This is a genomic window from Streptomyces thermospinosisporus (genome assembly GCF_039526425.1).
GTDB lineage: Bacteria > Actinomycetota > Actinomycetes > Streptomycetales > Streptomycetaceae > Streptomyces > Streptomyces thermocarboxydovorans.
In genome coordinates this window covers 1-12965 of the sequence record NZ_BAAAIZ010000153.1, presented here as the reverse complement: position 1 = coordinate 12965, position 12965 = coordinate 1, and the positions used below count along the sequence as shown (strand labels likewise).

Annotated in this window: 12 protein-coding genes and 1 pseudogene; 6 read left to right on the top strand and 7 right to left on the bottom strand. The window is 72.0% G+C overall.

The annotated features are described in order from the left end of the window. The first annotated feature begins 299 nt into the window (after positions 1-299). The 3 genes from ABD207_RS31960 (at position 300) to ABD207_RS31950 (ending at position 1489) form a co-directional block, all read left to right on the top strand. Positions 300-515: a type II toxin-antitoxin system VapB family antitoxin gene (locus tag ABD207_RS31960; protein ID WP_344016814.1), complete on the top strand. Its 216-nt coding sequence runs from the start codon at positions 300-302 to the stop codon at positions 513-515. Next, the gene (locus ABD207_RS31955; RefSeq protein WP_344016813.1) at positions 512-934 is read left to right on the top strand and encodes a PIN domain nuclease; all 423 of its coding nucleotides are present in this window, start codon (positions 512-514) and stop codon (positions 932-934) included. Before ABD207_RS31960 ends, ABD207_RS31955 begins: the two co-directional genes overlap by 4 nt. Before the next feature lie 408 nt (positions 935-1342). Next, a complete protein-coding gene (locus tag ABD207_RS31950; RefSeq protein ID WP_344016812.1) occupies positions 1343-1489 on the top strand; it encodes a hypothetical protein in 147 nt (48 codons plus the stop codon). Positions 1490-1556: 67 nt separating this feature from the next. On the opposite strand, the gene ABD207_RS31945 is transcribed toward ABD207_RS31950, so the two are convergent. The 6 genes from ABD207_RS31945 to ABD207_RS31920 form a co-directional block, all read right to left on the bottom strand. Next, complete coding sequence (locus ABD207_RS31945; RefSeq protein ID WP_344016811.1) at positions 1557-3680, bottom strand: MMPL family transporter; 2124 nt, start codon at positions 3678-3680, stop codon at positions 1557-1559. Positions 3681-3974: 294 nt separating this feature from the next. Then, a complete protein-coding gene (locus ABD207_RS31940) occupies positions 3975-4289 on the bottom strand; it encodes a hypothetical protein (RefSeq protein WP_344016810.1) in 315 nt (104 codons plus the stop codon). After that, on the bottom strand, positions 4286-4657 hold the full coding sequence (locus tag ABD207_RS31935; protein ID WP_344016809.1) for an ArsR/SmtB family transcription factor: 372 nt from the start codon (positions 4655-4657) through the stop codon (positions 4286-4288). The genes ABD207_RS31940 and ABD207_RS31935 overlap by 4 nt, the downstream gene beginning before the upstream one ends. Before the next feature lie 227 nt (positions 4658-4884). Further along, a complete protein-coding gene (locus ABD207_RS31930; protein ID WP_344016815.1) occupies positions 4885-6324 on the bottom strand; it encodes a phosphatase PAP2 family protein in 1440 nt (479 codons plus the stop codon). Positions 6325-6530: 206 nt separating this feature from the next. Next, positions 6531-7793 (bottom strand): NAD(P)/FAD-dependent oxidoreductase, encoded by a 1263-nt coding sequence (locus ABD207_RS31925; RefSeq protein WP_344016808.1) that lies wholly within the window; start codon positions 7791-7793, stop codon positions 6531-6533. Positions 7794-7962: 169 nt separating this feature from the next. Continuing rightward, positions 7963-8907 (bottom strand): RNA polymerase sigma-70 factor, encoded by a 945-nt coding sequence (locus ABD207_RS31920; protein WP_344016807.1) that lies wholly within the window; start codon positions 8905-8907, stop codon positions 7963-7965. A 366-nt stretch (positions 8908-9273) separates the two neighbouring features. On the opposite strand from ABD207_RS31920, the pseudogene ABD207_RS31915 reads away from it, so the two are divergent. Beyond that, a pseudogene (locus tag ABD207_RS31915) lies at positions 9274-10141 on the top strand (DUF72 domain-containing protein). Between the two features lie 33 nt (positions 10142-10174). Here the strand turns inward: ABD207_RS31915 and ABD207_RS31910 are convergent. Continuing rightward, on the bottom strand, positions 10175-10744 hold the full coding sequence (locus tag ABD207_RS31910) for a DM13 domain-containing protein (RefSeq protein WP_344016806.1): 570 nt from the start codon (positions 10742-10744) through the stop codon (positions 10175-10177). A 530-nt stretch (positions 10745-11274) separates the two neighbouring features. Between ABD207_RS31910 and ABD207_RS31905 the strand changes: the two genes are divergently transcribed. Both ABD207_RS31905 and ABD207_RS31900 read left to right on the top strand, forming a co-directional pair. Then, the gene (locus ABD207_RS31905) at positions 11275-11634 is read left to right on the top strand and encodes a hypothetical protein (RefSeq protein WP_344016805.1); all 360 of its coding nucleotides are present in this window, start codon (positions 11275-11277) and stop codon (positions 11632-11634) included. A 288-nt stretch (positions 11635-11922) separates the two neighbouring features. Further along, positions 11923-12843, top strand: a complete 921-nt coding sequence (locus ABD207_RS31900) for an SCO2400 family protein (protein WP_344016804.1) — start codon at positions 11923-11925, stop codon at positions 12841-12843. The last annotated feature ends 122 nt before the right edge of the window (positions 12844-12965 follow it).

Here is a 12965-nt window from a genome sequence, read left to right as displayed (position 1 = left end):
AGGTCAGCGACCTGGGGTTTGTTTGTTTCCACTCCGGCGTCGTCGATCGACGTCGTGAGGTCCGGGTCGCCCGACGCCTCGGCCCCTTCGGTCTTCTCCCGTTCCCCCCGAGCCACCTCGTCCCCCGTCCTGCCCCGTGACCTGCGGCGAGACTCGCACTGGCCGCCGCTTGTCGATCCCGCAAGCCTATCAACCGCCCCCATCCGGCCAGGAGTTCAGTAGCTGCGGGGCAACCCGGGAGAGTTTGATATCGAGCGATATATAATGAATGCCATCTAGGATATCTGTGGAGGTGCGCGATGAGCCGTACGGTGATCGACCTCGATGATCAGCTGCTGGCCGATGTGGCCAAGGCCCTCGGCACCAGCACCAAGAAGGAGACGGTCAACACCGCGCTGCGCGAGGTGCTGGAGAACCGGAGGCGGGCCCTGGCGCTCACTCGGCTGCGCGCATCGGCTGAGGAGGGCGCCTTCGATCTTGACCTCCTCGAGGACAAGCGGAATTACCGCCGGTGAACGCCGCGCAGTATCTGATCGACACCAGTGCGCTCGCCCGTCTGCTGCGTGGTGACGCCGAGCAGTACGGGTGGGACCAGGCCGCAGCAGCCGGGCTCATCGCCACCTGTCCCATCACCGAGCTGGAGTTCTTCTACAGCGCGCGTTCCGCTGCCGACCGTGCTCGGGGCATCGAGGACATGCGCGTGCTCTTCGGCTGGGTGCCCGTCGACGATCGTGCTTACGACCGTGCCTGGCAGGTCCAGGAGAAGCTCACCCAGCGCGGACAGCACCGCAGCGCCGGTGCCGTCGACCTCGTGGTGGCCGCCACGGCCGAACTGCAGGGACTCACGCTGCTGCACCGCGACCGCGACTTCGAGTGCATCGCCGCGGTGACCGGCCAGGCCATGCAGTGGTACGGGCCCAAGGCCGGCGACTGAACGAGGGATGGCCGGCCGTCCAGCGGCATCGGTGAATGCGTCCGATCCCGGTGATCCCGGTGGCCTCGAATGGCACCGACGAGCGCAATCAGCGCGGCAAGCGCACTATGAAGCGAGCAGTGAGGAGGGCGGACATGGATGATCGACGCCGCGCTCACCCATCGCAGTCGTGGAGGCCACCAGACTCTCAAGGAGGGGCCACGCCCCCGCCGGGCGGCTGGCCGACGCCGCCGAAGGGCCGCCCGGCGGGTGGCTATCAGCGAGACAGCTGTCCGCGGGGGGCGTTGGGTCGTCGCCGAGAAAGCGTCGCCGGATCTTTCTGTGGTTCTCCTTGCCATTCAGGTCCTTTTCCTGCTCTGGGTCATTGCCGGATTGGCGAACAGCGCCACGTCGGATGACTGCCGGGGCATGACAGGTGACGAGCTGGAGCTGTGCAGGGACGCCGGTTTCATCGGCACGACCACGGGTGCGGGCCTTCTCGTCGGACTGTGGGTGGCCGTCGACGTGATCCTCGGGTTCTCGTACCTGATCTACTGGGCTTGCCAGTCGACGTAGTTGAAAGCGTGCGGCCCTGCACTGTTCATGAGGGTGCAGGGCCGCACGCATAGGGGTTGACGGGCCATCAGGCCGGTTCGTGCTCCTCCGCAGGGCGGTGGGAGGGCTCCGGCTCGGGCGCCTCCGCCCGGGGGCGGGACAGCGGGCCCGGCCACCAGAAGTGGCGGCCCAAGTCCAGGGCGAGGGCCGGGACCAGGACCGTGCGGACGAGGAACGTGTCCAGGAGGACGCCGATGCCGACGAGGACGCCCATCTGGGCCATGGTGACCAGGGGCAGGCCCGCGAAGACCGCGAAGGTGGCGGCGAGGACGATGCCGGCGGAGGTGATGACGCCGCCGGTGCTGGTCAGGCCCTCCAGGACGCCGCGGGTGTGGCCGAGGCGGGCCGTCTCCTCCTTCACGCGGTGCATGAGGAAGATGTTGTAGTCGATGCCCAGGGCGACCAGGAAGACGAAGCCCATGAGGGGGATCGACCAGTCGACGCCGCCGTGGTCCAGGACGTTCTCGAAGATCAGGTTCGAGGCGCCGAGGGCGGCGACGTAGGACAGGACGACCGTGGCCAGCAGCAGGAGCGGGGCGACCAGGGCGCGCAGCAGCCAGATCAGCACGGCCAGGACGACCAGCAGCACGATCGGGATGACCGTGGTCAGGTCGCGGTCGGCGGCCCGCTGGGTGTCGAGGCTCTCGGCGGTGGTGCCGCCGACGAGGGCGTCCGCGCCGTCCACCCGGTGCACGGCCTCGCGCAGGTCGTCGATGGTGTCCTTGGCGGCCTGGCTGTCGGGGGCGTCCTTCAGTACGACGGAGAGCATGGTGAGTTCGCCGTCGGGGGTGCGGTCCGCCTGCTGTTCGACGCGGGCGACGCCGTCGACCTCGGTGGCCGCCTCGCGGACCTCGCCGGCGCGGGCGGTGGCGGTGATGATCTGGGCGGGGTCGGAGGCGCCGGACGGGTAGTGGGCGGAGATGCGCTCCTGGGCGACGACCGACTCGGGCTTGTCCTGGAACAGCTCCTCCTGGGTGAGGCCCATGGAGATGCCCGCGGTGCTCAGGGCCAGGACGCCGGTGACGGCGACGGTCGAGAGCCAGGACCAGCGGGGGTGCCGGGCCACGGCCGTGGCGATGCGGGACCAGACGGTGCGCTCCTTGCGGGCCGGGGTGCCGGCGCGCGGCACGAAGGGCCAGAACACCCAGCGGCCGGTGATGCTGAGCAGCGCCGGGAGCGCGGTGATCATCGCCAGGTAGCCGCAGACGACGCCGATCGCGCCGACCAGGCCCAGCGAGCGCGAGGAGTTGATGTCGGCGAAGGCCAGGCAGGCCAGGCCGACGGCGATGGTGGAGGCGGAGGCGAGGATCGCCGGGCCGGAGCGGGACACGGCGATCCGCATCGCCTCGTGCCGGTTCTCGTGGCGGTGCAGCTCCTCGCGGTAGCGGGCGATGAGCAGCAGCGCGTAGTCGGTGCCGACGCCGAAGACGAGCACCATGAGCACGCCGGCGCTCTGCGGGTCGACCGGCAGGCCGGTGTGCTGGGCGAGCAGGTAGGTGGCGGACTGGGTGAGGACGGCGGCGAAGCCGACCGACAGCAGGGGCAGCAGCCACAGGAACGGGCTGCGGTAGGTGATCAGCAGCAGCACGGTCACCACGGCGGCGGTGGCGATCAGCAGCGTGGAGTCGAGGCCGTCGAAGACGGCGACGGTGTCGGTGAGGGAGCCGGCCGGGCCGCCGACGGCTGCCTCCACGCCCGGCGGGGCGTTGGCGCCGGCGATGTCGCGCAGCTCCTCGATGGTGTCGGTGATCTCGTCCTCGGTGTCCAGCGGCACCACGGTCATCAGGGCCTTGCCGTCGTCGGACGGCATCGGCGGCGAGACCTGCTCGCCGTCCGCCACGTACGGCGCGAAGGCGCTGCGGTCGGCGGCGGCCTTCTGCTCGGCGCCCTCGCCGGTGTAGACGACCACGGCGGGCATGACCGTGTCGGTGCGGAACTTCTCCAGCTCGGTGTTGACCTGCGCGGACTCGGCGCCGCGCGGCAGGAAGGCGTTGGCGCTGGTGTCCTCGACCTCGCCGAGCTTTCCGGCGAGGGGTCCGAGGGCGACGGCCGCGATCAGCCAGGCCGCCAGGACGATCCTGCCGAGCAGGGGGTTGGCCCAGCCGCGCCGCGCGCCGGGTGTGCGGGCGGCGCGTTTCAGCAGCGCTTGCATGAGTAGTCTCCTTCGTGGAAGCGCGCCGCCGCTGCCGGCCGCCGAGGCGGCCGGTGCAGGGCGCACGGGACCGGCACCACGGCGCTTGAGGTGTGACGACCTGCCGTGGCGTTCGGGATGGATGTGTCCTCGGGTGTGCTCTCCGGTACGGCCGGGAGTGGGCGCTCCCGGCCGTACACCGGCCGTCCACCCGCAGCAGAGCCAGAAAAGTTCGGTGGCCCGACGGGTGCGCGGGGTACGCGGGGTACCGGGTACGGAGTACGCGGGTTACCGGGTCCGGAGTACGCGGGGCCGTTATTCGATCTCGCGCATCATCTTCTCCATCGAGCCGACGGCCCGCCGGGTCTGCATCAGCTCCTGAAGGGTCTGCCTCTGCTCCTCGACGGCCCGGCGCTGCAACTCCACGGTGTCCTCGAGGAGTTGGGCGTACTTGGTGGCCAGTTCCTTGTACTGCTCCTCGCGCGCGGCCAGCATCCGGGCCCGCCAGGTGGCGGCGACCTGCCAGACGATCACGATCAGCAGGGTGAAGAACCCGGCCGCACCGACGGCGCCGACCAGGACCCCCCACTCGTCCGCTCCGGCGGCGAGTGTCACCAGTTCTCCGTTCACTTCGCTTCCTCTTTCGCGGTCCGGTCAGCGGTCTCGGTGATCGTCGCGGCCGCTCGGGCGATGACGTGCGGTGACAACTCGTAGAAGAAGGGTGCGACTTCGAAGTACTTCATCGCCTTGCCGTCCTCCGCGAGTTCCAGCGTGCCGACGACCAGTCCGGCGGCCTCCAGCCGCTGGAGGTGCATGTGCAGCAGCGGCCGGCCCATGCCGATCTGGCGGGCCAGGGCGCTGACGTAGTTCCTGCCCTCCGTCAGCGCCGCGACGATCCGCATGCGGTGCGGGTTGCCGAGCGCGGAGAGCACCTTCAGCAGCTCGTCGCCCGTCGGTGCCGGCGGCGGTACGCCGTTGTCGTCGGCGACCTCGGGCATCGCGGCCCCTTCCGTCGTACCTGTCAGAAAAGGCTGACAGCCCCCTCGGAGACCTGTCAAAGATTCCTGACACATATCGGGGTGACATCGGGGATGTCTCAGGGTCGGGTCGGGGAGGGGGTAGGGGCGTGTCAGGGGCATCGGGGCGGGGGCGAGCAGAGGGCCAACCAGACGACGAGTTGCGCGGCGACCCGGTGAGCTGAGCCGCCTGCGCCCTCCCGCGCGGGTCAGCCGGCTAGAGGACGAGGGGCGCCCCGCTCGCCGGTGTCTCCGGCTTCCCGGGCGTCCCCGGCGCTCTCGGCGTCGTGGCCGGCCGGCGGCAGGGGGCTACGGGGTTCAGGGACGCTCGGGTGGGATTCGGTGCGCTGTGCCGAGGTGACCGGGTGCGACCACCGCGCGGTGGTGCGGAGATATCCGTGGATCACCGAGGCCGTCGCCAGCAGGAGCAGCGGTCCGGCCACCCCTGGGTGCCGGGCCATCTCCAGGGGCAGCCAGCGGTACGCCAGCAGAAGCGCGGCGAAGACCGCGGTGCCGTGGACGACCAGCCGTGTCCCGGAGCGATCCCAGCCCCGGTCGTACGAGCGCAGCGCCGCCTCGATCGTGAGGGTGAAGACCACGCCCGCCAGGAGATCGGCGCCGTAGTGGTAGCCGAAGCCCAGCGTCGCGCACAGGGTGGCGACGAGCCACACCGTTCCTGCGTGGCGCAGGAGTCGAGGGCCCTTGCGGGAGTGGAGGAAGATCGCGGTCGCCCACGCCGTGTGCAGGCTGGGCATGCAGTTCCTCGGGGTGACCCCGTCGAACGTCATGGGGTACGGAGTGGTGACCGGCGGCAGGGTGTGCGGCCACAGGTCCGCGAGCGCCCAGGGCTTGGTGGGCGGCATCTCCGGGGCCCACAGGCTGACCGCCGACCAGTGCTCGGTGCCGGTGCCGTAGGCGTAGAGCGGCCCGACCACCGGGAAGATCATGTAGATGGCGGGCCCGATCAGCCCGATCACCAGGAAGGTGCGCACCAGGTGGTGGCGCGGGAAGCGGCGCTCGGCCGCCACGTGGCGCAGTTGGTACAGCGCGAAGACGACCGCGGCCACGGCGAGATTGCCGTAGACGAACTCGAGGGCATTGAAGCCGACGGGGCCGGTGGCCGTGACGAGGCGGCCCACCCACCAGGACGGGTCGCCCAGTGCGTGGTCGGCCGTGGCCACGTACTGGTCGAGCACCGTCGGGCGGGTCTTCGAGGTGATGAGGAGCCAGGTGTCGCCGGTCTTGCGGCCGGCCACCAGCAGCAGGCCCAGCCCTACGCCCTTCAGCAGCAGGATGCGTTCCCGGCCGGTGCGCCGGGTGACGGCGATGACCGCACAGCCCAGGACCACCCACAGGGCGCCGTTGCCGAAGGGGTGGCCGTCGGTGGGCAGGGTGCCCGTCGCCCACCGGAGCAGGAAGAGGGCGGCGTCGATGCTCAGGGCCGCGCCGAGCGCGATGAGCCGTTGCCGCCGGGTGAGCACCACCATCGTCAGCGCCATGCTCGCGTAGAGCAGACCGCCCGATTTGGGGGCACAAATCACCTCTCGCGCCTGATGGGTGAGAGGGCCGGGAAGGCCGTAGCGACGTGCGGTGAACTCCAGCACGACCAGAAAAGCCGTGGTCACCACACCCGCTACGGCCCAGAGTATCGGCCGGGGTCGACCCCCTGCGGAAGGCGTGATGCTGCGCGTGGTCCGGGCATCGTCGCGCGATTCGTCAGGCGTCAATTCTTCACCGATTTGGCCGGTTTCAGGTGATTGCGGCTCCCGATATCGCGAGCTCGAACATGTTAACGACTCGGTGTACGTGTGTTTCAGGAATACGGTTTCGCTGCAGAGCGGCTGACCCGGGACCGTCAGGCCGCCGACTCCGAGGTGGCCGGCGAGGTGGAGGACGCCGGCTGGAGGGCCGGGTCCTGGGCGCCGGTGTGGATGATGTGCCGGCGGCGCCCCACGGAACCCATGGCGGGGTGGGCGACGCCCCAGGCTGCGCCCTTGCAGATCAGCTCCTTGTAGCGGGCGGCGAAGCGGCCCGTCAGGGCGTTGCCGGTGGCACGGTCGTCCGCGGTGACGAACTGGATCAGGCCCTCCTTGCGGCCGAGCGAGATGCACTGGTTGAAGTAGCGCAGCGGGATCGTCGGGATCTTGCGGCCGGTCAGGCGGGCCGTGATGGCGTCGGCGGCCTGCCAGGCGGTGGGGACACCGGTGGCGCATGACATGCGCAGCGGCTTGCCACCGGGGCCCATGGCGCGGGCCGCGTCGCCGACGGCGTAGACCTCGGGGTGGGACACCGAGCGCATGGTGCGGTCGACGACGATCTGGCCGCGTTCGGTGACCTCCAGCGTGGTCGCCCGGGCGATCGGGTGGACGGCGAAGCCCGCGGTCCACACGGTGACCGCGGCGGGTACGGTCCGGCCGTCGGCGGTGGTGACGCGGTCGGCCTCGACGGCGGTGACGGCGGCGTGCTCGTGCACGGTGATGCCGAGCCGGCCGAAGACCTTCCGCAGGTGGCCGCGGCCCTTCTCGGAGAGCCAGTCGCCGAGGCCGCCCCGCGTCACGAGGGAGACGCCGAGGTCCGGGCGGGACTCGGCGATCTCGGTCGCCGCCTCCAGGCCGGTGAGGCCGCCGCCGACCACGGTGACCGCGGATCCGGCCGCCAGCTCGGCCAGGCGGCTGCGCAGCCGGAGGGCGCCGGAGCGGCTGGCGATCTCGTGGGCGTGCTCGGAGACACCGGGGACGCCGTGGTCGTCGGCGGCGCTGCCGAGGGCGTAGACGAGGGTGTCGTAGGGCAGCTCCTCCGTGCCCCGATCCCCCGTGCTCTTCTCGTCGTTGCCCTCGCCGCGGCTGATCGTGACCGTCCTGCGGTCGGCGTCCACCGCGGTGACCCGGGCGAGCCTGAAGTCGACACCGGTGCCGGCGAACATCTCGCTCAGCGGGCGGGGCTTGAGGTCCTGGCCGGTGGCGAGCTGGTGGTTGCGGACGCGCTCGACGAAGTCGGGCTCGGCGTTGACCAGCGTGATGTCCACGTCGTCGGGGTGCAGCCGCTTCGCGAGGCGCCCGGCGGCACTGGCTCCGGCATATCCGGCTCCCAGGACGATGATGCGGTGCTGCGTCTGCATGGTGGCGCTCCTGTCTGGGCGGTTCTGGACGGTTCACGGAGGGATTCGCCCCTTGAACCGGGCAGCGCCGCGTTTCCTGACAGGAGGAGATTGTGATGCGCGTCACATGCGGCCAGGGTCCCGTTCGTCCAGGGCCCGTTCGTCCAGGGTCCCGTTCAGGGACGGGCGTTCAGAAGACCCTGGCGAGGGGTTCGCCGTGGTCGGTCGCGGCCCACTGGCGGGCGGCGCGCTCCAGCTTGTCGGGGTTGACCTGGTTGCGGACCGCCGCGATGCCCTCCTCGGTGACCTCCAGGCACATGACGCCGACCACCCGGTCGTCGACGACCACCACGACCGCGGGCTCGCCGTTGGCATAGGTGGCATAGAGGTCGGCCGAGCCGCCGAGCAGCTTGCGCTTGGCCGGGGCCGGCTTGAACAGGCCGCGCAGGAACTTCGCCACCGCGAGGGCGCCCTCGTAGGCCTTGGCGCGGGCCGGGACCTTGCCGCCGCCGTCGCCGACCGAGACGGCGTCCTCGGTGAGCAGCTTGATCAGCGGCTCCGTCCGGCCGCTGGTGGCGGCCGCGAGGAACTCGTCGATGATCCGCCGGGCGGCCGACTCGTCGATCTCACGGCGGGCCTTGCCGGCCGCGACGTGCTTCTTCGCGCGGTGGTGGAGCTGCTGGCTGGCGGCCTCGGAGATGTCGAGGATCTCGGCGATCTCCCGGTGCGGGTAGTCGAAGGCCTCCCGCAGGACGTAGACCGCCCGCTCCTTCGGGGACAGCCGCTCCAGCAGGACCAGGACCGCGTACGACACCGACTCGCGCTGTTCGGCGGTGTCGGCGGGACCGAGCATCGGGTCGCCGGCGAGCACCGGCTCCGGCAGCCACTGACCGACGTAGGTCTCCCGCCGGGCACGGGCCGAGGTGAGCTGGTTGAGGCACAGGTTGGTGAGCACCTTGGTCAGCCAGGCCTCGGGGACCTCGATGCGCTCGATGTCGGCGGCCTGCCAGCGCAGGAACGTCTCCTGCACGGCGTCCTCGGCCTCGCTCGCCGAGCCGAGCAGCCGGTAGGCGATGGCTTCCAGCCTCGGCCTCGCCGCCTCGAACCGGTCCACGTCGTGCACGGTCAGTGCCATGCATCGATCGTAGACCGGCGGCCCGGAGCCGTCCGGGCGGGCCGGGGGCCGGGAGTCCGGGGGTCCGGGGGTCCGGGAGTCCGGGAGTCCGGGGGACCGGGAGTCCGGGAGTCCGGGGGGCCGGGAGTCCGGGGGACCGGGAGTCCGGGGGACCGGGAGTCCGGGAGTCCGGGAGTCCGGGGGCCGGGAGTCCGGGGGGCCGGGAGTCCGGGGGGCCGGGATCCGGGGGTCCGGGGGTCCGGGGTCCGGGGGTGCCTGACGGGCGGGGGGCCGTTGTCCATCCGCCTGACGGATGTCCGCCGGCCGTCCGCCTGCAGGATGTCCGTCGTCCGCCTGACGGAAGGGAGCGCGGGTAGGCGCACCCCCATGGGTGACATCGTCGTCGGCATGCGGCTGGGCCGATCCGGGGCTCGTCAGGAGCGGGTGGTATCCGGCGGGGCGGCGGGACGCCGAGGGGCGGTTACGGCATTACGCGGGGCGTTTCCCCGTGGTGGAGGTGGACGCCTCGTACTACGCGCTGCCCGCCGAGCGGAACAGCCGGTTGTGGGCGGAGCGTACGCCGGACGGGTTCGTGTTCGACGTGAAGGCGTTCTCGCTGCTGACCGGGCATCCGGCGCGGAGGGCGGTGATGCCGGACGGGCTGCCGCCCGATGCTTCGGACCCCGGTGTGCTCGACGCGGTGTGGGGTCATTTCGCGGCGGGTGTCGATCCGTTGCGGCGTGCCGGGCGGCTGGGCAGCGTGCTGTTCCGGTTCCCGCCGTGGTTCCGGCCGGGTACGCGGGCGGAGGAGTTCCTGGCGGCAACGGCCCGGCGCACCCAAGGGCGGCCTGTCGCGGTCGAGTTCCGGCACCCGGAGTGGTGGCAGGAGCAGCGGGCCGAGGAGACCCGTGCGCTGCTGGCGCGGTACGGCATGGCCGCCGTCGGCGTCGACATGAACCGCACGCTGCCGTCCTCGATCCCGCCGGTCACCCCGGTCACCTCGAGCCGGCTGTCCGTGGTGCGGTTCCACGGCCGCAGCGCCGCCTGGGGGACGGGCAGCAAGGAGGAGCGGTTCCGGTACGCCTACGACGAGAGTGAACTCCGCGCTTGGATGCCCCGGTTGCAAGCCCTGGCCGAGCAAGTGGACCAACTCCACGTGCTGTTCAACAACTGCTGCGGCGACGCGGCCTTACGTTCGGCGGAGACGATGACCCGGCTGCTCGGCCTCTCCGCGACGGCGGCTGCGGAACCGTGACTGTGTGTCAGGTCCCGTACGTATGGAAGCTGCTCATGTGCGGGTCAGCTCCGCCGCGCCGAAGGAGACGTCGAAGCGGTCGCACCAGATGGTGACGCTGCGGTAGCGGGCGGGGTCGACGTCCTCGGGCACGGTGTAGTTCTGGCTGCCCTTGTTGCCCTTGAGCTTGCCGAGGCTGACGTACCGGCCGTCGTCGAAGACGTGCCAGCCGGCGCGGCCGTCCTTCACCGGTGCGTCGGTCAGCCAGACGCGCAGATCCGGGCCGTTGCTGGTGTCGAGCCGCTCCAGCCGTACGACGTGACCGCCGTCGGCCAGCCGCAGCAGCTTCACGGTGCCGGAGGTGGCGTGCTCGTGGCTGATCAGCTCACCGCTCGCCAGGATTGCCGGGGACGCCGGCGCGGACGAACCCGGGGCGTCGGAGTCCGGAGCGGCGGGCGCGTCGGCGGCCGGTGCGCTCGCCGCGGGCAGCGCCTCCTGCACCGTCTCGTCCTGCCACAGCTTCCACGGCTGGAACCAGTACAGCCCGAACCCCACCCCGGCGACCGCCACCGCCAGCAGCCCGACCACCCACGGCCTGACCAGCGCCCTGCGCAACCGCCCCATGCCGTCCGCCTCCTCGCGCGTCCCTCGTCCTGCTCCCCGCTTCCCTCCTCCATTCAACGGGCGGGACGACCGCCAGGGGCCGCACAACCGATGACGAAACCCTTACGTCCGCGTCGACACGGGCGAACGTGCGAGGCCCCCGGTGCGGTGCTGCAATGGGACGGAATGTCACCGGAGGGCGGACATCGATCACCGGGAGTGACATCGTGAGCGACGAACACGACGAACGCGTGGATCCGGGCCCGACCGGCCCCCTGGCCGGGAGCCGGAAGCGATGAGCGCCCGGCGTCGGGGAGCACGCCGTACGGGGACGCGGCCGCGGAGTGGCCCGCACGGCCGTGGCCGGCGGAATCGGGAGCGCCGGACCGAACCGTGCGGCACGGCGGCTGCGGGGCCGCTGGGCGACCCCGACATGCAGCCCATCGGCACGCCGGCAGGCGTCCGGTGCCGGACCGCCGCCCGCGTCAGGCGCGCCGGGGGGGTGCGTTGACGTCGCCGTGGTTCAGGGTGACGTCGGCTACTCTCTGAGCATGTCGCACCCTGATGGTCTGCTCGTGAACATCGCCGCGATGGTGGAGGCCGAGCAGGACAGCCAGATGTCGCTCACCGTGGTGGTCCCCGGGGCCGTCATCACCGGGCGGCTGGCACCCGAGGCCATGTGGAGAGAGCGCGTCGCGGAGGTGCTCGGCGACTCGACCTCGCTGCGCCGTTTCGCCCCCGCCTTCTCCGTGTCGGGCGAACCGGGCGCCCGCCCCACCCACCTGCACTTCCACCTCGCCCGCATCCTCCAGGGCAGCTACGGCATCCCCGACACCGGCGGCATGTACCGGGTGGCGATCGCCGAGGTGAGCGCCTGGAGCGTGGGGGCGATCGGCTACTCCGACGAGTAGGCCCACGGCAGCACCGACGCAGCACCAGCGCACTGCCGCACAGAGGCACCGACGAGCACGGACAAGCGCGGACAAGCACGGACACCCGGGCCGCACAGGCGAACGGGACAAGTGAGGCCCTTCCGCCTGATCGGTGCCCCCGCGAAAGATGAGGGGTGTTCAGGATTCCGGGAATGTGCGCAGGAGCGGCACAAGGACTGCACACGAAGGTTCATTGCTGTCGTTACCGTGGCGTCCCGCCGGCGACCACTCGCGCCCGCGTCGGCACGCCGACTCAGGAAGACACGGATGGACTACTGCACCACCTGCCGCAGGCATCTGAACGGCGCCCTGGTGTGCCCGGGCTGCGGTGCCTACGCCCCCGACATAGCGCCGAAGGTGTCGGCGGCCCTCTCGGCCACGTCCTCCGACGCGTTCGATTCCTTCAACGCGTTCGAGCCCGCCCCGAAGGCGGCGTCGGCCGGGCAGTCCACGCAGTCGGAGGAGGCCCTGTCCCCTGACACCGGTGCCGCGATGTCCACGCCCACCGGGCGGGCCGCGCGGCGGCGGCAGCGGGCCCGGTGGAAGAAGGCGCAGCGGCGTGCCGTGGTCGCCACGGCCGTGGCGCTGGTCGGCGGCGGGCTGACCGTCGCCTCCATGGAGCGGGGCACGGGCGACCGCGCCCAGGCCGCGACGGCGCCCGAGCACTCCGGCATGGGCGGCGACGAGGGGCCCACCGCCCCCTTCGGACGCGACGCGATGCCCACGCCCCCGGCCGAGACCGACCGCGCGTCCAAGTCGCCGTCCGACGGCGGCGGCAAGCGGCGTTCCACGGCCGGTACCCCGTCCGCCGCGCCCAGCACGCCGTCCGACACCCGCACCGCGGACGCGGCCACCTCACGCACGCCGGTCGCCGCACAGCCGGCCACTCCGCCGGCCTCCACGTCCGGCGGGGGCGCGGGCTCGGCCGCGGGTTCCGGCAGGGCTTCGTCCGGCTCGGGCGGCTCGGACACGGCGACGGCACCCCCGTCGGCGGCGGGCAACGGCAGCAAGGGCGGGTCGAACGGCTCCGGCGGCTCCGGCGGCGGCAAGGGGACCGGTGGCTCGGGCCAGTCCGGCACCTCCCCGTCGTCCCCGTCCTCGCCCTCGTCCCCCTCGTCGCCCAGCGACCCCACGACCGACCCCACCTCGCCGGACCGGCTCTGCCTGCTGGTCCTCTGCGTCGGCTGACCCGGCGGCCGCGGCACCGAGCCGAAGCCGGGCGCCGGCGGGGAACGCCCGGAGTCCGGCCTGCCGGTCAGTGCCCGCCGACGAGTCCCCCGCCTGCCGGTCAGTGCCCGCCGACGAGTCCC

Bases quoted from the DNA above. Each gene is read 5' to 3' on its own strand.
- ABD207_RS31910 (WP_344016806.1), bottom strand. From the start codon at position 10,744: ATGGGGCGGTTGCGCAGGGCGCTGGTCAGGCCGTGGGTGGTCGGGCTG.
- ABD207_RS31950 (WP_344016812.1), top strand. From the start codon at position 1,343: ATGACAGGTGACGAGCTGGAGCTGTGCAGGGACGCCGGTTTCATCGGC.
- ABD207_RS31945 (WP_344016811.1), bottom strand. From the start codon at position 3,680: ATGCAAGCGCTGCTGAAACGCGCCGCCCGCACACCCGGCGCGCGGCGC.
- ABD207_RS31935 (WP_344016809.1), bottom strand. From the start codon at position 4,657: ATGCCCGAGGTCGCCGACGACAACGGCGTACCGCCGCCGGCACCGACG.
- ABD207_RS31920 (WP_344016807.1), bottom strand. From the start codon at position 8,907: ATGGCACTGACCGTGCACGACGTGGACCGGTTCGAGGCGGCGAGGCCG.
- ABD207_RS31900 (WP_344016804.1), top strand. From the start codon at position 11,923: ATGGACTACTGCACCACCTGCCGCAGGCATCTGAACGGCGCCCTGGTG.
- ABD207_RS31905 (WP_344016805.1), top strand. From the start codon at position 11,275: ATGTCGCACCCTGATGGTCTGCTCGTGAACATCGCCGCGATGGTGGAG.
- ABD207_RS31960 (WP_344016814.1), top strand. From the start codon at position 300: ATGAGCCGTACGGTGATCGACCTCGATGATCAGCTGCTGGCCGATGTG.
- ABD207_RS31925 (WP_344016808.1), bottom strand. From the start codon at position 7,793: ATGCAGACGCAGCACCGCATCATCGTCCTGGGAGCCGGATATGCCGGA.